Raw genomic sequence first — 16,871 nt, 5'->3', positions numbered from 1 at the left:
CCGGCAGGGACTCAGCGTCAAGTCGTTGAGCGTTAAGAACCCCTGAGCCTTGAGAAGTCCCCGCGCGTTTGAACGCGGCGGTCGGCGCGGCCGTACCACCGGGCATGACGACTTCCGAAGAAACCGTCTCCGGGCCCAGCCGCCGCACCGTCGTGGCCACGGTCGGCGCCGCGGGGCTCGCCGCCGCTCTCACCGCGTGCGGCAGTGACGACAAGGACTCCTCCGCACCGGCGGGCGCGCAGTCCCAGGCGGACGGCGGCGCCGCCGGGACCGTGCTCGCCAAGACGGCGGACATCCCTGTGGGCGGCGGCAAGATCTTCAAGGACGAGGGGGTGGTGGTCACCCAGCCGGCCAAGGGCGAGTTCAAGGCCTTCTCGAACCTCTGCACCCACAAGAAGTGCCCGGTGACGAGCGTCGAGGGCGGCACCATCAACTGCCCCTGCCACGGCAGCAAGTTCGACATCGCCGACGGCAGCGTCAGACAGAATCCGGCGCCCAGTCCGCTGCCCGCGGCCGAGATCTCCGTGGACGGCGACTCGATCAAGCTCGCCTAGGCGCGGCGCGGCCCCTTCCAGGCGCCGAGGACGTCCTCCGTGCTGGTGATCGTGGCGACCAGCGCGAGGGTGTTGCGGACCATCGCGGGCGTGTATTCGGAAGGGATCCCCGCGATGGCGTCGGCGGGCACGACGGCGGTGTAGCCGAGGTTCACGGCGTCGAACACGGCGTTGGGTATCGCGACGTTGGCCGACACCCCGGTGACCAGGAGGGTACGGCAGCCGATGTTGCGCAGCAGCGCGTCGACGTCGGTTCCCGCGAGGGGCGAGAGGCCGTGCAGGCGGCGTACGACGAGGTCCTCGTCGGCCACGTCGATCGGCGGCGCGACCCGCACGGCCGTCGTACCCGAGAGCTGCCGCACGGGCAGCCGTTCGGCGGCGCGGAAGAGCCGGGCGTTGTGGCTGGCCCCGCGCCCGTCGGGCCGCCGCTCGGCGACCGCGTGCAGGACCTGGACGCCGCTGTGGTGGGCCGCTGACACCAGCCTCGCGACATTGGCGAGGGCGCCGGACGACCGCGCCTCCTCGGCGAGTTCGGGCAGCGCGCTCTCGGTGCCCACGACGCCCTGCTGGCACTCGACGGTCAGCAGGGCCGTGGTGGCGGGGTCGAGGATCTCCCTGAGCTGTTCGTACGACGGCATGGCTCCCCCTGTCGAGGACGTCCGGGACATCCGGCCGCCGACGGGCAGTCGGGGCGCCCGGAATCCGCGCGAGGCTAACGGCCATTGCGTCACGAAGGAAGAGCCTCCATCCTTTCTTGACCGCCCTACTGACGCTCAGTCAGGTGAGGAGCGAGTCAGGTGCGGTTTGCGGGTACGCGGAACACCACTCAGGAGGACACATGACCGTCACACAGCGCCGGGGCCGCAGGATCATGATGTCGCCGGACGAGCTGGACGCGTTCCTCGCCACGGAGCGCACCTGCCGGGTGGCGACGGTCTCCGCCGACGGCGCGCCGCACATCAGCACGCTCTGGTTCGCCTGGGACGGCACGTCGCTGTGGCTGTACTCGATCACCCGCAGCAAGCGCTGGGCCGACCTGCGCCGGGATCAGCGGATCGCCGTCGTGGTCGACACGGGCGAGGAGTACGGCGAGCTGCGCGGCGTCGAGCTGTCGGGCGCCGTGGAATTCGTCGGGGAGTCCCCGCGTACGGGTGAACCGTGCCCGGAACTCGACGGTCCCGAGCGGCTGTTCGCCCGCAAGCTGTTCGGCCTGGACGAGATGCCGCACGACGGCCGCCATGCGTGGATCCGGCTCACGCCGGACGCGATCGCGTCGTGGGACTTCCGTAAGCTGGCGGGGCTGTAAGAAGCTCGTGGGACTTCCCGCAAGCTGACGGGCCTGTAGGGCCTGTAGGGCCTGTAGGGCCTGTAGGGCTGTAGGGCCTGTAGGGCCTGTAGCAGGCTCGCGGGGCTGTAACCAGTTCTCGGGGCTACAGCAAGCCGAGCTCCGCCCCGGCGCCCGGTCTACGGGAGCCCCGCCCCGGCCGCCCGCAGCGCCTCCACCACCGCTCTGATCGACGGACGCCGGTCCGCGTCCGCCCGCCACACCACGTACACATGGCGCCGCACCCGGTGCCGCACGGGGACCATGCGCACCCCGGCCGGCATCGGGTCCCGCCCCAGCCGCGGGGCCACGCAGACGCCGAGGCCCGCAGCGACCAGCGCCAGCTGGGTGTGGTGCTCCTCAGCTCGGTGCGCGATGCGCGGCTCGATGCCCTTGCCGCGCAGCGTGAACATCAGCCACTCATGGCAGAACTCACCCTCCCCCCAGGTGATCCACTCGTCGTCCGCGAACTCCTCCAGATCCACTTCGGAGCGGTCCGCGAGCGGATGCGCGGCGGGCATCGCGACATCGGCGGGGTCGTCGAGGAGGGGCGCCTTGACCAGGCCGTCCGGGATCGGCAGCGGCTTGTTGTACCAGTCGAGGACGACCGCCATGTCGATGTCGCCACGCACCACGGCCGACACCGCCGGCGTCGGCTCCAACTCGTGGCAGCCGACCCGCAGCCCCGGGTGGTCGGCGCGGAGCGCGGAGAGCGTGGCGGGCAGCAGGCCGCGCATGGCCGTGGGGAACGCGGAGATCCGCAGCTCGCCGACCGCCTTGCCGCGCTGCTCCTCCAGGTCGGCCTGGGCGAGCTCGACCTGCGAGAGGATCCGCGCGGCGTGCTCGGCGAGCAGCCGCCCCGCGTCGGTCAGGCGCACGCCCCGGCCGTTCTTGGCCAGGAGCTGCTGACCCACCTCCCGCTCCAGCTTCGTCATCTGCTGGGAGACCGCGGACGTCGTGACGTGCAGGCCCGCGGCGGCGCCGCTCACCGAGCCGTGCCGGGCGAGGGCGTCGAGCGTACGGAGGCGCTCCAGGTTCAACATGTAAGCAATGCTACGCGATACAGCACATCAAAACTCGCTTGTGCTACGAGATCATCGGGACGCATCGTGGAACGCATGAGCACCCCGTCCTCACCCACCGCCCCGGCCCCATCAGTCACGTCCGCCGCAACCGCGCCCGCCACACCCTCCTCGAAGGCAACCGGCCGCCCCGCCCTCGACTGGCGCGTCCGCTTCGGCGTCCTCTCGCTCATCTGGGGCTTCAGCTTCCTGCTGATCAAGGTGGGCACGGAGGCGTACGCACCCTTCCAGGTCACCCTGGGGCGGCTCGTGTTCGGCACAGCCGTGGTCGCCGCCGTGCTCGTGGTGAAGCGGGAGCGGCTGCCGCGCGGGGCGCGGACCTGGCTGCACCTCGCGGTGGCGGCGTTGCTGCTCAACGCCCTGCCGTTCTCGCTGTTCGCGTACGCGGAGCTGACGATCCCCTCCACGCTCGCCGGGATCTGCAACGCGACGTCGCCGCTGTGGGGCATGGCCCTCTCGCTCGTCGCGCTCTCCGAGGACCGCCCGACCAGGCGCCGCGTCGCCGGCCTCGGCGTCGGCTTCCTCGGGGTCCTCACCGTGCTGGGCGCCTGGCAGGGCTTCAGCGGCCTCGACTTCGCGGGCACGGCGATGGCGCTGCTGGCCTCGCTCAGCTATCCGATCGGCTGGATCTACGTCCGCCGCACCCTGGCCGGTTCGGGCCACTCGACCCTCTCCCTGACCGGAGCCCAACTGCTGCTCGCGACCGTCGAACTGGCAGTGGTGACTCCGCTGTTCACCTCGTTCCCGACCAGCTTCCCCGTGGTGCCGCTGCTGGCGATCGTGGCGCTCGGCGCCCTCGGCACGGGGCTCGCCTTCCTGTTGCAGTACGCGCTGGTCGACGAGGTCGGCCCGACCACCGCCCAGATGGTCACGTACTTCGTCCCGGTCATCGCGACCGCCGCGGGCGTCGCCGTGCTCGGCGAGTCCCTGAGCTGGTCGACGCCGATCGGCGCGGCGATCGTCCTCGCGGACGCGGCCCTGACCCAGTCCCGACCGCGCACGACAACACCCATACGCGGCGCGGCACCCCACCGCTGACCACCGCTCGCCACCCGGCCGATAGCCACCGGCCGCCAACCTCACCGAGCCGTGCCACCCGCCGCCCCGTCACTCACCCCTCACTCATACCGCCGCGCCGGAGCAGGCCCGACCGCCGACGCCACCGCTTCCGCCACCGGCACGATCTCCTCGTCGGCGAGGCCCGCGACAGTGATCCGTACCCCGGGGCTCGCGCCGAGCCGGAATCGGGCGCCCGGGGCGACGGCCCAGCCGGCGTGCAGCAGACGGGCCACGGCTCCCGTCTCGTCCGGGACCGGCACCCATACGTTCATGCCGCTGCGCCCGTGCGCCGGTACGCCCCGTTCGGCGAGCGCCGCGATCAGCGCGTCCCGTCGGCGCCCGTACGACGCCGCCACCACGCCGGGGTCGACCGCGCCGTCGGCCCAGAGCCGCACCACGGCTCGCTGGAGCAGCCGGCTCACCCAGCCGGGGCCGAGCCGCTGGCGGCCCTGGACCCGGTCGACGGTGACGGGGTCGCCGGTGAGTACGGCGAGCCGCAGGTCGGGCCCGTACGCCTTGGCGGTCGAGCGCACCAGCGCCCAGCTGTGGGTCACCCCGGCGAGCGGGTGCAGCGGCAGGTCGACGATGCCGTGGCCGTGGTCGTCCTCGATGAGCAGCACCTCCTTGTGCGCGGCGAGCACCTTCCGCAGGGCACGCGCGCGTGGAGCGCTGACCGCGGCGCCCGTGGGGTTCTGCGCACGGTCCGTCACGATGACCGCGCGGGCGCCTGCGGCCAAGGCCCGCTCCACATGGGCGGGCAGCGGCCCCTCGTCGTCCACGGCCACCGGGACCGTCCGCAGCCCGAGCGCCGAGACCAGATCGAGCAGGCTCCCCCAGCCCGGGTCCTCGACGGCCACCGCGTCGCCCGGCTTGAGGTGGGCGGCGAGCAGCCTCTCGATGGCGTCGAGCGACCCGGAGGTCACGGCGACGGGCCCGGCGGGGACGCCGTCGATGTCGAAGGCCACGCGCGCGTGCCGTTCGAGCTCCGGATCCACGGCTCCCTCTCCGTAGAGGACCGGTTCCTCGTCGCCCTGCGCCGCGGCCGCCGCGAACGCCCCGGCGAGCGGGGGCAGCAGCCGCCGGTCGGGGTTGCCCTTGGAGACGTTCCGCACCCCGGGCGGCGCGTCCACCCGGATCAGCTCACGCGCGGTCGTGGCGGGCTTCGGCCGTACGCGACTTCCGCGCCGCCCCGCCGTCTCGATGACCCCACGCTCACGCAGGGTGCGATAAGCGGCCGCCACGGTATTGGGATTCACCCCGAGACGCGAGGCCAACTCCCGCATGGACGGCAGCAGTTGACCCGGCTCCAGGCCGCCGTCACCCACGGCCCGCTCCACGCTGGCCGCGATATCCGCTGCGCGCCGACCTTCGATCGGATACTCTCCTAGCACAAAATAGAGTATGCACTAGTGCAATACGAACAGCAACATGCCGCACCGGATGCGGAGCAGCGCACGCGTGCGCACACGCGTGCGCACACGCGTAAGCCCACGCATATGCGCACACGCAGCACACGGATCAGTAGACGGATCAGCACAGGGGAGAGCCATGCAGACGACGCCGACCACCACCGCCACCGCTTCGCCGGACAGCGCCGCCTACACACCGACCGACCGCACCGTCCCCACCCGCTCACGGGAGCGCGCTTCGTACGACCGCGAGTCGGTGCACGCGATACTCGACGAGGCCTACGTCTGCCACCTCGGCTTCGTACGTGACGGCTCCCCCGTCGTGCTGCCGACGCTTTACGGACGCGTCGGCGAACGCCTGTACGTGCACGGCTCGACCGGCTCCCGGCCCCTGCGCATGGCGGGCACCACCCGGGAGGGACAGGAGGGGCAGGAGGGGCAGGAGGGACAAGAAGGGCAGGGGGACTCGGGCCTTCAGGTGTGCCTGACCGTCACCCACGTCGACGGCCTCGTCCTGGCCCGCTCAGCCTTCCACCACTCGATCAACTACCGCTCCGTGGTGATCCACGGCACCGCCCACCAGGTCACGGACCCCGAGGAGAAGCGGACCGCTCTGGAGGCGCTCGTCGACCACGTCGTGCCGGGCCGCTCCGCCGACTCGCGCCCCGCCAACGCCAAGGAGCTCGCGGCGACCGCCGTACTCCGCCTCGACCTCGACGAAGTGTCGGCCAAGGCCCGCACCGGCGGCCCGAACGACGAGCCGGAGGACATGGACCTCCCCCACTGGTCGGGCGTGGTCCCGCTGCTCAAGAGCCACGGCGCCCTGATCCCCTCCGCCGACCTCGCGCCCGGCATCGACGTCCCCGACTACCTCGTCGAGCTGTGATGCTGATCCACCCCTGGGACGCCGCCCGCACCGACACCGAGTGGCAGGAGTGGCTCACCGCCCACGACTTCGGTCAGCTCGCCGTGAACGGCCTGCCGGGCGAGCCGCCGCACGTCCAGCCACTGCACTTCGCGTACGAAGCCGACCACGGCACGAAAGGTGCGAACAGTGCGAACAGCACACAGGGTGCGAACGGCACGCGCGGCAGGGTGCTGACCCACCTGGCCCGCCCGAATCCGCTGTGGCCCGCCTTGGAGGCCGACCCCGAGGTGCTCCTGAGCGTGGTCGACGACTACGTGTTCGTGCCGGGCCCCTGGCAGGCCGCGCCCGACATCCCGGCCGAGCACGGCGTGCCCACGAGTTTCTACGCCGCCGTCCAGCTCCACTGCACCGCCCGCGTGGTCGACGACCCCGAAGAGAAGGCCGACATCCTGAACCGCCAGGTCGGGCACTTCCAGCCGGACGGCGGCTCCGCGCGGGCGGCAGTCGGCGAGGCCCCGTACGGCCGCATGCTCTCCGGTATCCGCGCGCTGTGTCTCGAAGTGACCGACGTACGGGCCAAGTTCAAGTACGCGATCCACAAGCCGGAGGAGGTGCGGCACCGCATCGCCGCGGGCCTCGCCGAGCGGAACGGCCCGCGTGAAGCGGCCGCCCTCGCGCACCACCTGCGTCGCCGCGAGGACTGAGCAGGGCGGGCGGGACGGCACGGGACGGGACGGGACGGAGCGGGTGCGCCATGACGCGCACCCGCCCCCCGCAACTCCCGTACGAGTACGGAAACCGGTACCAGTCCAATACCAGTACCAGTACCGCTACACCGCCACCGCCTCCCTACGCGCCGCCACCACCCCCCGCGCCTCCGCGACCGCGAGTCCCGTCACCGCGGCCATCATCAGCACCGTGCCCGCGACCGTCGCCACGGTCAGCGCCTCGCCGAGCAGCGCGACCGCGATGACGGCGGCGCTGACCGGCTCCAGAAGGGTGATCACGGAGACGGTCGCGGACCGCACGACGGCCGCCCCGGCGAAGTACAGCGTGTACGCGACCGCTGTCGGCACGGCGGCGATGTACAGCAGATAGACGCCCACGCGCGCGGGTTCGGCGGTGTGCGGCACCAGGCCCTCGGCCCCGGCGAGCGGCAGCAGGCAGAGCGCGACGACGGCGAACGACCAGACCGTGGTGTCGGACGAGTCGGCACCGCCGTCCCGGCCCCACCACCGGGTGACCAGGGTCATCGCGGCGTACGCGGCCGCTGAGACGAGTCCCCAGACCACACCGACCGGGCGGACGGTCGCTCCACCGCCACCCAGGACGAGCACCACAAGCCCGGCCAGAGCGCCCACGACGGCGACGACCCCGCCGCGCCCGAGCCGCTCCCCCATCGTGATCCTGGCGCCGAGCGCGATGAGGACGGGCCCAGAACCCATGGTGACGACGGTGCCGACCGCCAGGCCGGTCGTCTCGACGGCCGCGAAGTAGGCGGTCTGGAACACCGTGAGGGCCACACCCGTCACGACGATCCGGCGGATCCTGCGGCTGCGCGGCGCGGGGGCCGACTCGTACGACTTCGCCCGGCGCGGCCGCACCAGACGCGCGGCGAGCAGCAGGACGAACCCGCCCGCGCACCGCCAGAAGGAGAGACTGACCGGCCCCATGTCGCTGTCCTGGAAGACCAGCGCGGCGGCGGCACCGGCGGTGCCCCAGGCGGTTCCGGCGACGATCAGATAGAAGAGGCCTCGCCCGACAGGCAGACCGAGGACGGCATTCGACACAGTGGGCACGCTTGACGTGCTCGACGTGCTCGACATGTTCGACACGTGATTCTCCGCAGCAGAGAGGGATGAATGGCTCCGTCTGCGGGCAGCACCGTTCCGCCCGGCCACCGGCCTGGGCGTGATCCGTGAGCACCCCGCGCTAAGCGGCGGGGGGCGGAAGAACGAGCGCTCGTGAATGCATGATCATCACATTAGGTCGCACTGCCGCTGCGCGACAACTCCGTACCGGGATCCGGGACGGTCCCCTTCACGGTGGGCTCGGCGGGTGCCGATGACTGGGCGATGAACGCGCCCGCGAGGACGACGGCACCCCCGATGATCTGCGGCGCGGAGAGGCGCTCGCCGAGGACCACCCAGGCCAGGGCGGTCGCGATGACGGCTTCGAGGCAGGCCACGACGCCGGCCACCTGCGGCGAGAGCCTGCGCACGGACAGCACCCCGGTGACGTACGCGACGACGGTCGCGATCAGCACGATCCAGCCGAGCAGGACCCATGCGGGAACGGTCGAGCCGTCCAGGTCGGCGCCGCCCGCGAGCACCGACCAGTCCATGCCCCAGGGGCGCGCGACGACGGTCAGTATGGCGGTGCCGACGAGCAGGCCGTACGCGATGACGCCGAGGGGATCGGGAGCGTCGGCGCCCGCGTCGCTGCCCTGGTCGGACAGGATGAAGTAGCCGACCTGGCAGCAGGCCGCGCCGAGGGCGAGCAGCAGCCCGATGGCGTCGAAGCCGAGGCCCGACCACACCTCGACGACGCACGCGAGACCGCCGACCGCGAGTACGACACCGAGCGCGGCGGCGCGCGTCACCGGCCGCCGCTGCACGAAGCGCACCCAGCCGAGGACCAGCGCGGGGGCGAGGTACTCGATCAGGAGCGCGACGCCGACGGGGATGCGGGAGAGCGCGGCGAAGTAGCAGGCCTGGACGCCCGCCACGGCGAGCAGACCGAATCCGGCGAGCAGCGCGGGCCTGGCCCGCGGCAGTCCGCGGTGCCGCCAGGCCACGGGCAGCATCACCAGGGCGGCGCCCGCCACCCTCAGCCACACCACGTGCAGAGGGTCCAGGCCCGCTTCGATCAGCGGTTTCGCCGCGACACCGGAGCCGCCGAACGCGACCGCCGACACGAGCGCGAGCCCCAACCCGAGGCCCCGGCCCCGGTGGCCTCCCTGACTCCCGCGACTCCCTTTACTCCCGCGACTCCCCTGGCTCTCCTGAATCCCCTGAGACGCTTGCACCGGCACATCATGGCAGGCGGTGTCATGAGCGTCACCCGTCATGACGCCTGTCTCAATCGGCGGACATCCGCCCTTGCCGTGAGCGCGTCGCGAGGCGGAAGCGGTCAGCGCCCCGAGCCGTGGCCGCCCGAGAACCCGTGGCCTCCGGACGCGTACTGCCGGCAGCCGGCCTCGACGCGGCGCAACAGGACCTCGACGTCGACACCGGCCCGCCCCAGGACCTCGACCGCCCGGCACTCCGGGTCGGCGGTGAGTCCGGCGAGCAGGTCCATGCCGAGGGCCCGCGGGTCTTCGCGTACCTCGGCGCGGTCCAGCGCCAGGTCCATCGCGGAGACGGCGGCGGGCGACCAGCCCGTCTCCTTCGCGGACGCCACCACCGGGACGGCCCCGGAGTCCTCGACGGTGCCCTGCCACTGGAGGCCGTAGCCGATGCTGCGCTGCACGAGGTAGCCGAGGAGGCGCACCACCTGCGCGCCGTTCTCGAAGACGGCCCGCACCTCGGGGTCGGTCTCCAGAAGGGAGTGCAGCAGGTGGGCGGTGTCGATCTGCCGGTCCCCGTCACGCACCGCGCGGCGGCGCGCGCCGGCCACCACCGAGGCCAGCTCCGCGCTGAGTCTGGAGTCGAGTTCTGCTCGGGTGGGGCCGGGTTCGGCATCCGGCGGGGTACGGCTTTGCACATCTCCCACCACATCAACCCCCAGCGGCATATGCATCGGCGGCGGGAAGCATCTTCGCGTCCGACACAGGGTGGGCACGCCCGCGTTGGTTGTCCTCCTTACGGATGAGATCCGACTGATCGGCTCCCCCATGGGCGCGCGCCGCCTTGCCTCGCGTACGCAGGACAACCAAGGGGCGGCGTCACACGTCTCACTTGCATGGAGAGCACGTGCGTTGAGACCAGGTGCGTGGAGAGCAGGTGCTGGATGGTCGCCCTGCCCGCGGTCGACGGCAGGCAGTACGTGTATCGGGTGTACGCACCCGACGACGCGCTGCCCGCCGATCTGTTCTGGGACGCCTGGCACTGTCACGACGAGAGCCCGTTCCCGAGGGCGTCGGACCTCTTCGACGCGGCGGTCATACGACGCGTCGGCTGACCTGCGCCGCCCGGCAGGCGCTCTGCCTCACGCGCCCCACGTCACTCGTCCTCGCGCCTTCCCCGTCCACGACCTCCCCGCCAGGCCCTTCCCGTCAGCGCCCTCCTTGCCTGCGCCCTCCCCGCCCAAGACCTCCCCGCCCGCGCCCTCCCCACCCAAGACCTCCCCGTTCAAGACCTCCACGGACGCGTGCCGATGACGACCGTGGCGTACAGCTCCTCGTCCTCGACGACCCGCGCCGCCATACCGGCCCGCTCGACGGCGTCGACGGCGGCGGGCACCTGTCCTTCACTCGTCTCGAACAGCAGATGACCGCCGGGCGCCAGCCACCCCGGCGCGCCCGCGGTCACGCGGCGCAGCACGTCGAGCCCGTCGCTGCCGCCGTCGAGCGCCACCCGCGCCTCGTGGACGCGGGCTTCGGCGGGCAGCAGGCCGACTTCATCGGTGGGGACGTAGGGGACGTTGGCGAGCAGGACGCCGACGCGGCCGCGGAGGAGGCCGGGCAGGGGGTCGTAGAGGTCGCCCTCGTACACCTCACCACCGGCGGCGGCGACATTGCGGCGGGCGCAGCGGACGGCCGCCGGGTCGATGTCGGCGGCGTGCAGCTCGACCCGGTCGAGCCCCGCGGCGAGCGCGGCGCCGAGGGCGCCCGATCCGCAGCACAGGTCGACGACGACGGCTTCGCGTCCCGCGAGCGCGGCGGCCTGGGCGACGAGGAATTCGGTGCGGCGGCGCGGCACGAAGACCCCCGGGTCGACGGCTATCCGCAGACCGCGGAACTCGGCCCAGCCGACGACGTGTTCGAGCGGCAGCCCGCCCGCCCGGCGCTCCACCATGGCTGCGACTTCGGCGGGGGTGCGCGCGGTGGAGAGGATCAACTCCGCCTCGTCCTCGGCGAAGACGCAGCCCGCGGCGCGCAACGCCGTGACCACGGAGGAGCGATGCGAGGAGGGGTAGCACTCTGAGGCGGAGGACACCCCAGAGGTGGAGGACGACTCAGAGGTGGAGAAAGACGAAACCGACATGTGAAGAAAACCTTCCGGGATCCCGATGGGGTCCCTCGGATCACCTATGCCGGGTGAACCGCGCGGTCGCGAAGAGGGAGCACCCGACCTGCTACTGCGGTAATGGGTCTCACCTCCAAGGCGCGTCGCCTGCGTCCGTCACAGAGCAGGGGGAACACTACCCCACTTCCCTGACGAACAACGGGGTCAGACGGCTCGGACCGCGACCTGACGGCCCATCAGCCTTGTATGTTCCCGGCTCTGCGGCTACGTTCCGCGACACCGTAGCTGCGGCTGTCGCAGCGCCCGACGGAAGGGTGGCTCGCATGGCCGAAGTCAGCGCGGAAGCACGGATGGAGGCGCCCGCCGAGAAGGTCTGGGCCCAGCTCACCGACTTCTCCTCGTACGGCGAGTGGAACGCCACCCACACCAGCTTCCCCAAGGGCGGCCCGGCCTCACTGGAGGTGGGCGGCACTTTCATGGAGAACATGAAACTGATGGGCTTCCCCGCCGAGGTCGACTGGACCATCGAAGAGCTGGTCACCGCCCGCACGCTGGCCATCGCCGGCAAAGGCCCGATGGGCGTCAACGTCCGCACCCGCTACACCCTCACCCCCGACAGCGGCGGGACGCTGGTCCGCATCGACGGGGAGTTCACCGGCGCCGCCGTCTCCCTGATGGCGGGCAAACTGAAGGACTCGGCGACGGCCGCGCTGAACGAGTCGCTGCGCAAGCTGGCCGCCCTGGTGTCCTGAGGCGCGAGCCCGAGAACCCACAACACCACAACACCCCCCACCCCCTCCACAGACGAACGAGGCGCCCCGCACGCGTAGGTGGGGGGCGCCTCATTCATGATGGGGGCCGTCACCGACCTCCACCACCTCAGTCCTCTCCGTCCTGTCAGTCCTGTCAGTCCTCATCGGCGAGAATCAGATACAACTTCTTGCGGGCGTCGTTGATGACGGAGACCGCCTTCTCGCGCTGCTCCTTGCTGCCGGTCTTCCAGACCTGGCCGAACGCCTCCATCAGGCCGAAACCGGCCTGCCGGATCTCGTTCACCGTGTCCCAGTCGACGCCGCGCCCGGCCTCTTCCCAAGGGGCGTCGGGCCCTTCGTCGGCCGCCTCACGGCCGGCGTCGGTGAGCGAGAAGAGCTTCTTGCCGCCTTCGCTCGCACTGCTGATCAGGCCCTCGTCCTCCAGGAGCTGGAGGGTCGGGTAGACCGAACCGGGGCTGGGCTTCCACGCCCCGCCGCTGCGCTCGGCGATCTCCTGGATCATCTCGTAGCCGTGCATGGGCCGGTCCTGAAGGAGGGCCAGGATCGACGCGCGCACATCGCCGCGCCGCGCCCTGCCCCGCGGGCCACCCCGTCCGCCGCGGCCACCCCAGGGACCTCCGGGGCCACCGGGCCCACCGAAGCCAGGGCCGAACGGGCCGAACGCACCGCGACGGCCGCCTCCGTGCTCGTGTTGAAAACCATGGGAACGCATGACGATCACTCCTTCTTTCTATCCGATCGTCGATCAATCGCGTCTCTATCGCGATGCTTCAACGATATATCGGAAGACATCGCATGGCAACACCTTTCGCAAGGCCGGGCGCCCTTGTCCCAGCAAGGCACAATCTCCGCAGCCCATCACCCCGCGCGCCACCACCCCGCAGGCCACCCCCCAGTCCACTCACTCGCAATTGGCCTTACCGCGACCGCTCCGCGGCCCTCTACCGTCAGCCCTATGCCGACTTCCCACCGCATCCGCATCGTCGACGCCTTCACCGACCGCCCCTTCGCCGGCAATCCGGCCGGGGTCCTGCTCCTCGACGCCTTCCCCGACGACACCTGGCTGCAGCACGTGGCCAGGGAGGTCAACCACGCCGAGACCGCGTTCGCCCACCGTCTCCCCGAGGGCGGCGAGGCGGACTGGGCCCTGCGCTGGTTCACACCGGCCACCGAGGTGGACCTGTGCGGCCACGCCACTTTGGCCGCCGCTCACGTCCTGCACACCACCGGCGCCGCCACCGGCCCGGTAAGCTTCGCCACACGCGGCGGCATCCTCACGGCGACCGCTCACGAGGACGGCACCCTCACCCTCGACTTCCCGACCGCCCCGCTCACCGCGGCCGACGTGCCCGACGGCGTCGGCGAAGCCCTCGGCGCCGAGCCGCTCGCGGCGTACGACACGGGCCGGCACATCGGTGACCTGCTGGTCGAGCTGGCCGACGAGAAGACGGTGCGGGCGCTCACCCCGGACCACAAGGGCCTCGTACGCCACTCCAAGCGCGGCATCATCGCCACGGCCCGAGCCGAAGACCCCTCCGGCGGCTACGACTTCGTCTCGCGCTGCTTCTTCCCCCGCGTCGGCATCGACGAGGACCCCGTGACGGGCAGCGCCCACACGGCCCTCGCCCCCTTCTGGGCCGAGCGCCTCGGCCGCGCGGAGGTGACAGGACTTCAGGCCTCGCCCCGCACCGGCCTGGTCCGCACGGAGCTGCGCGGCGAGCGCACCCTCCTGACGGGCAGCGCGGTCACGGTCATCGAGGGCGAGCTCTTCGCCTGACGGCGGCCCCGTCCGCGTACAGCACTGTGGGGACGTACGAGAAATCCGTACGTCCCCACAGCCACGCCCCGAGTCGCCCCACGCCACCTCACGCAGGCGTAGGCAGCCACCCCACCTTCCCCGCGAGCAGCGCGTATCCGACGAACGCCCCGACATCCAGCAGCGAATGGGCCACGACCAGCGGCCCGACCCGCCCCCACCTGCGGTAGAGCAGCGCGAAGACCACACCCATGGCCAGGTTCCCGACGAACCCGCCGATGCCCTGATACAGGTGGTACGAGCCGCGCAGCACCGAACTGCCCACCAGCGCGGCCATCGGCGTCCACCCCAACTGCCCGAGCCTGCGCAGCAGAAAGCCGACGACGATCACTTCCTCCAGGACCGCGTTCTGCACCGCGGACAGCACGAGGACCGGGTACTTCCACCACACGTCCGGCAGCGCCTCCGGCACCACCGTCAGGTTGAAGCCGAGACCTCGGGCCGCGAGGTAGAAGGCGATCCCGGTACCGCCGATCACCGCGGCGACAACCGTGCCGCGCCCCAGGTCCGGCCATGGCCGCGCCCGGTCGAACCCGATCGTCCGGAAGCCCGCCCCCTCCCTCAGCAGAAGGTGCGCGACGAGCGCGACCGGCACCAACGCGCTGGTGATCCCGAACAATTGCCACGCGAGATCAAGCCATGGCCGCCCCGGCGCCGCCGACGCGTTCATCGTGGCCGCCTGGTCCTTCAGACCGCCCGGTCTGGTGACCGACCCGACAAAGCTGATCAGCGCGGACACGCCGCTCGCCCCCAGCGAGAGGGCAAGGACGAGCAGCGTCTCGTCCCGCAGCGTTCGCCGCGACAGCTTGTCCGTGGGGAAAGAACCGGCCATCGGCCCCGGCTCCGCTTGCACTGACGCCTCCAGTTGAGTAATCCCGCCTCATCCCCATCCTCGTCCCGCTAGGGTCTCGAAAGAAGTTACGAAAATCGTGTGCGACAGGCCGAGGGGGAAGGCCGCCGGTTCCGGGCGTACCGCCCCCTCTTTCCTTGCTTCATCACTCAAGGAGGGGCACCACCGCCATGGGACGTCACAGCTTGCCCGATGAGCACGGGACGGGCGCGCCCGACCCCCGGCCGCGCGCCCGTGGCCGCACGGTCGCCATCGCCGCGGCTCTCGTTCTCGTGGTCGCGGGAGGCGCGGCGGCGGCGGTCCGCAGCGGAGTGCTCTCCCTCGGCGGCTCCTGCGACGACGACGCCGTACGTCTGGACGTCGTCGCCGCTCCCGATGTGACCCCCGCCCTGCGCGCCGCCGCCGACGACGCCCGCGAGAAGGAGATCACCTCGGACGGGCACTGCATCGACGTACGCGTCACCGCCCGCGACTCGTACAAGGTCGCCGACGAACTCCGGGCAGGCAAAGACGGTTCGGAGTACGACGCATGGGTCCCCGACTCCGACCTGTGGGTGCGGCGCGTCAGCCTCGGCACCAAGCAGACGAAGGTCTCCCCCGCGGGCAACATCGCCTCGTCACCGGTCGGCATCGCCATGCTGCCGCCCGCCGCCGAGTCGTTGGGCTGGCCCAGAAAGACGTACGACTGGCCGGAGTTGACCGCGGCCACCATGAAGGACGGCAAACCGCGCCTCGGCGCCGCCGACCCGGCGCGCAGCGCGACCGGTCTGCTCGCGCTCGCCAAGCTGGGCGCGTCCGCGAAGAAGCAGGGCGGAAAGGACGGTGAGACCCAGGCCGCCGCCATGGCCAAGGCGCTGTCCACACGCACCTCCGACAGCGACGGCCAGCTCCTGGACACCCTGGCCTACGACGAATCAAGCACCGCCAATGGCACCGAAGGCACGGGAGGCACCAAAGCCGGAAAGGGCGTCGGAAAGGACGCCCCCCGCCCCAACCAGGCGCTGATCCTCTCCGAGCAGGCATCGTTCACGCACAACGCGTCGGTGGGCCAGGAGCGCCGCCTCGACCTCTTCTACCCCAAGGACGGCTCGCCCCAGCTCGACTACCCGTACACGCTGGTCGCGGACGACAAGATGTCCACCGACACGAGCCGCGCGGCGCTGCGCTTCATGACGATGTTCAGCGACGAGGACGGCCGGAGGATCCTGGCGGAGCACGGGTTCAGGACCGACCCCGACCAGCCATCCGACAAGCTCGTCACCGCCGCCGGAGGCCGCACCCCGCAGCCGTACGCGGGCGAGGCCACCGAGCCGCCCTCCGACAAGCAGATCCAGGAGACCCTCGGCATGTGGACGATCACCGTGCAGAGCGCCCGCCTCAGCACGGTCGTCGACGCCTCGGAGTCCATGCGCCAACTGGTGCCCGGCCGCGCCCAGTCCCGTATGGAGGTCACCAAGGGCTCGCTGCTCAGGGCCCTCGCGGGGTTCACGGACAAGGACGAGATCGGCCTGTGGGAGTTCGCCACCCGGCTCGACGGCCCCCGCGACTACCGCAAGCTGCAGCCGACCGAACGGCTCGGCGACCGCGAGGGCGGCGCGACCCACCGCGACAGGCTCTCGAAGGCGTTCAGCGGTCTGCAGCCCGTGCCGGGCGGCGCCACCGGCCTGTACGACACCACGCTCGCCGCCTACAAGGAAGCCAGGTCGACGTATGCGAGCGGCAAGTTCAACGCCCTCGTGATCCTGACCGACGGCGTCAACCAGGACCCCGGGAGCATCTCGCGCAGCTCCCTCATCGCACAGCTGGAGGACCTCTCCGAACGCGAGCAGCCGGTGCCGATCATCGCGATCGCCGTCGGTCCCGACGCGGACAAGGACGAGGTCCAGCAGATCGCCGCGGCCACCGGCGGCTCCGGCCACCAGGTCGACGACCCGGCGCAGATCCACGCGGTCATCCTCAAGGCCATCATGGAGGCCGGCAGCAGCCAGGGCTGACCCCGGCCGACAG

Annotated in this window: 18 protein-coding genes; 9 read left to right on the top strand and 9 right to left on the bottom strand. The window is 71.6% G+C overall.

Annotated features, from left to right (window positions below):
- Positions 1–104 precede the first annotated feature (104 nt).
- Positions 105–554, top strand: a complete 450-nt coding sequence (locus ACWDZ7_RS08760) for a Rieske (2Fe-2S) protein (protein WP_451795965.1) — start codon at positions 105–107, stop codon at positions 552–554.
- Here the strand turns inward: ACWDZ7_RS08760 and ACWDZ7_RS08755 are convergent.
- Positions 551–1,192 carry a cysteine hydrolase gene (locus ACWDZ7_RS08755; protein WP_451795964.1) on the bottom strand — a complete coding sequence of 214 codons (642 nt, stop codon included), beginning with the start codon at positions 1,190–1,192 and terminating at the stop codon, positions 551–553. The two genes, ACWDZ7_RS08760 and ACWDZ7_RS08755, sit on opposite strands and share 4 nt — an antisense overlap.
- A gap of 200 nt (positions 1,193–1,392) precedes the next feature.
- Between ACWDZ7_RS08755 and ACWDZ7_RS08750 the strand changes: the two genes are divergently transcribed.
- Positions 1,393–1,860, top strand: a complete 468-nt coding sequence (locus tag ACWDZ7_RS08750; protein ID WP_451795963.1) for a pyridoxamine 5'-phosphate oxidase family protein — start codon at positions 1,393–1,395, stop codon at positions 1,858–1,860.
- 158 nt (positions 1,861–2,018) lie between these two features.
- Here ACWDZ7_RS08750 and ACWDZ7_RS08745 read toward each other — a convergent pair whose 3' ends face one another.
- On the bottom strand, positions 2,019–2,921 hold the full coding sequence (locus tag ACWDZ7_RS08745) for a LysR family transcriptional regulator (protein ID WP_451795962.1): 903 nt from the start codon (positions 2,919–2,921) through the stop codon (positions 2,019–2,021).
- A 75-nt stretch (positions 2,922–2,996) separates the two neighbouring features.
- Between ACWDZ7_RS08745 and ACWDZ7_RS08740 the strand changes: the two genes are divergently transcribed.
- Positions 2,997–3,998 carry a DMT family transporter gene (locus ACWDZ7_RS08740; protein ID WP_451795961.1) on the top strand — a complete coding sequence of 334 codons (1,002 nt, stop codon included), beginning with the start codon at positions 2,997–2,999 and terminating at the stop codon, positions 3,996–3,998.
- Positions 3,999–4,078: 80 nt separating this feature from the next.
- Here ACWDZ7_RS08740 and ACWDZ7_RS08735 read toward each other — a convergent pair whose 3' ends face one another.
- Positions 4,079–5,410 carry an aminotransferase class I/II-fold pyridoxal phosphate-dependent enzyme gene (locus ACWDZ7_RS08735; RefSeq protein WP_451795960.1) on the bottom strand — a complete coding sequence of 444 codons (1,332 nt, stop codon included), beginning with the start codon at positions 5,408–5,410 and terminating at the stop codon, positions 4,079–4,081.
- Between the two features lie 157 nt (positions 5,411–5,567).
- Between ACWDZ7_RS08735 and ACWDZ7_RS08730 the strand changes: the two genes are divergently transcribed.
- Both ACWDZ7_RS08730 and ACWDZ7_RS08725 read left to right on the top strand, forming a co-directional pair.
- Positions 5,568–6,314, top strand: coding sequence for a pyridoxamine 5'-phosphate oxidase family protein (locus ACWDZ7_RS08730; protein ID WP_451795959.1), 747 nt, complete (start codon positions 5,568–5,570; stop codon positions 6,312–6,314).
- On the top strand, positions 6,314–7,000 hold the full coding sequence (locus ACWDZ7_RS08725; protein WP_451795958.1) for an FMN-binding negative transcriptional regulator: 687 nt from the start codon (positions 6,314–6,316) through the stop codon (positions 6,998–7,000). Before ACWDZ7_RS08730 ends, ACWDZ7_RS08725 begins: the two co-directional genes overlap by 1 nt.
- A 126-nt stretch (positions 7,001–7,126) precedes the next feature.
- Here the strand turns inward: ACWDZ7_RS08725 and ACWDZ7_RS08720 are convergent, their stop codons facing one another.
- The 3 genes from ACWDZ7_RS08720 to ACWDZ7_RS08710 all read right to left on the bottom strand — a co-directional run bounded on the left by ACWDZ7_RS08720 (position 7,127) and on the right by ACWDZ7_RS08710 (position 10,001).
- Complete coding sequence (locus ACWDZ7_RS08720; RefSeq protein WP_451795957.1) at positions 7,127–8,086, bottom strand: DMT family transporter; 960 nt, start codon at positions 8,084–8,086, stop codon at positions 7,127–7,129.
- A gap of 194 nt (positions 8,087–8,280) precedes the next feature.
- Positions 8,281–9,366 (bottom strand): EamA family transporter, encoded by a 1,086-nt coding sequence (locus tag ACWDZ7_RS08715; RefSeq protein ID WP_451795956.1) that lies wholly within the window; start codon positions 9,364–9,366, stop codon positions 8,281–8,283.
- 62 nt (positions 9,367–9,428) lie between these two features.
- The gene (locus ACWDZ7_RS08710) at positions 9,429–10,001 is read right to left on the bottom strand and encodes a Clp protease N-terminal domain-containing protein (RefSeq protein WP_451795955.1); all 573 of its coding nucleotides are present in this window, start codon (positions 9,999–10,001) and stop codon (positions 9,429–9,431) included.
- A gap of 246 nt (positions 10,002–10,247) precedes the next feature.
- Here ACWDZ7_RS08710 and ACWDZ7_RS08705 point away from each other — a divergent pair, with 246 nt between their 5' ends.
- Positions 10,248–10,418 carry a hypothetical protein gene (locus ACWDZ7_RS08705; protein ID WP_451795954.1) on the top strand — a complete coding sequence of 57 codons (171 nt, stop codon included), beginning with the start codon at positions 10,248–10,250 and terminating at the stop codon, positions 10,416–10,418.
- A gap of 170 nt (positions 10,419–10,588) precedes the next feature.
- Here the strand turns inward: ACWDZ7_RS08705 and ACWDZ7_RS08700 are convergent, their stop codons facing one another.
- The gene (locus ACWDZ7_RS08700; RefSeq protein ID WP_451795953.1) at positions 10,589–11,443 is read right to left on the bottom strand and encodes a putative protein N(5)-glutamine methyltransferase; all 855 of its coding nucleotides are present in this window, start codon (positions 11,441–11,443) and stop codon (positions 10,589–10,591) included.
- A 305-nt stretch (positions 11,444–11,748) separates the two neighbouring features.
- Here ACWDZ7_RS08700 and ACWDZ7_RS08695 point away from each other — a divergent pair, with 305 nt between their 5' ends.
- Positions 11,749–12,177, top strand: coding sequence for a type II toxin-antitoxin system Rv0910 family toxin (locus ACWDZ7_RS08695; protein WP_451795952.1), 429 nt, complete (start codon positions 11,749–11,751; stop codon positions 12,175–12,177).
- Positions 12,178–12,331: 154 nt separating this feature from the next.
- Here ACWDZ7_RS08695 and ACWDZ7_RS08690 read toward each other — a convergent pair whose 3' ends face one another.
- Positions 12,332–12,910, bottom strand: a complete 579-nt coding sequence (locus tag ACWDZ7_RS08690) for a PadR family transcriptional regulator (RefSeq protein WP_451795951.1) — start codon at positions 12,908–12,910, stop codon at positions 12,332–12,334.
- A gap of 243 nt (positions 12,911–13,153) precedes the next feature.
- Here ACWDZ7_RS08690 and ACWDZ7_RS08685 point away from each other — a divergent pair, with 243 nt between their 5' ends.
- Positions 13,154–13,975 (top strand): PhzF family phenazine biosynthesis protein, encoded by an 822-nt coding sequence (locus ACWDZ7_RS08685; RefSeq protein WP_451795950.1) that lies wholly within the window; start codon positions 13,154–13,156, stop codon positions 13,973–13,975.
- An 88-nt stretch (positions 13,976–14,063) separates the two neighbouring features.
- On the opposite strand, the gene ACWDZ7_RS08680 is transcribed toward ACWDZ7_RS08685, so the two are convergent.
- The gene (locus tag ACWDZ7_RS08680) at positions 14,064–14,867 is read right to left on the bottom strand and encodes a CPBP family intramembrane glutamic endopeptidase (protein ID WP_451795949.1); all 804 of its coding nucleotides are present in this window, start codon (positions 14,865–14,867) and stop codon (positions 14,064–14,066) included.
- A gap of 167 nt (positions 14,868–15,034) precedes the next feature.
- On the opposite strand from ACWDZ7_RS08680, the gene ACWDZ7_RS08675 reads away from it, so the two are divergent.
- A complete protein-coding gene (locus ACWDZ7_RS08675) occupies positions 15,035–16,858 on the top strand; it encodes a substrate-binding domain-containing protein (RefSeq protein WP_451795948.1) in 1,824 nt (607 codons plus the stop codon).
- Positions 16,859–16,871: the final 13 nt, after the last annotated feature.

Source organism: Streptomyces sp. NPDC003032, assembly GCF_053591415.1.
This window is presented reverse-complemented; position numbering and strand designations above follow the sequence as displayed.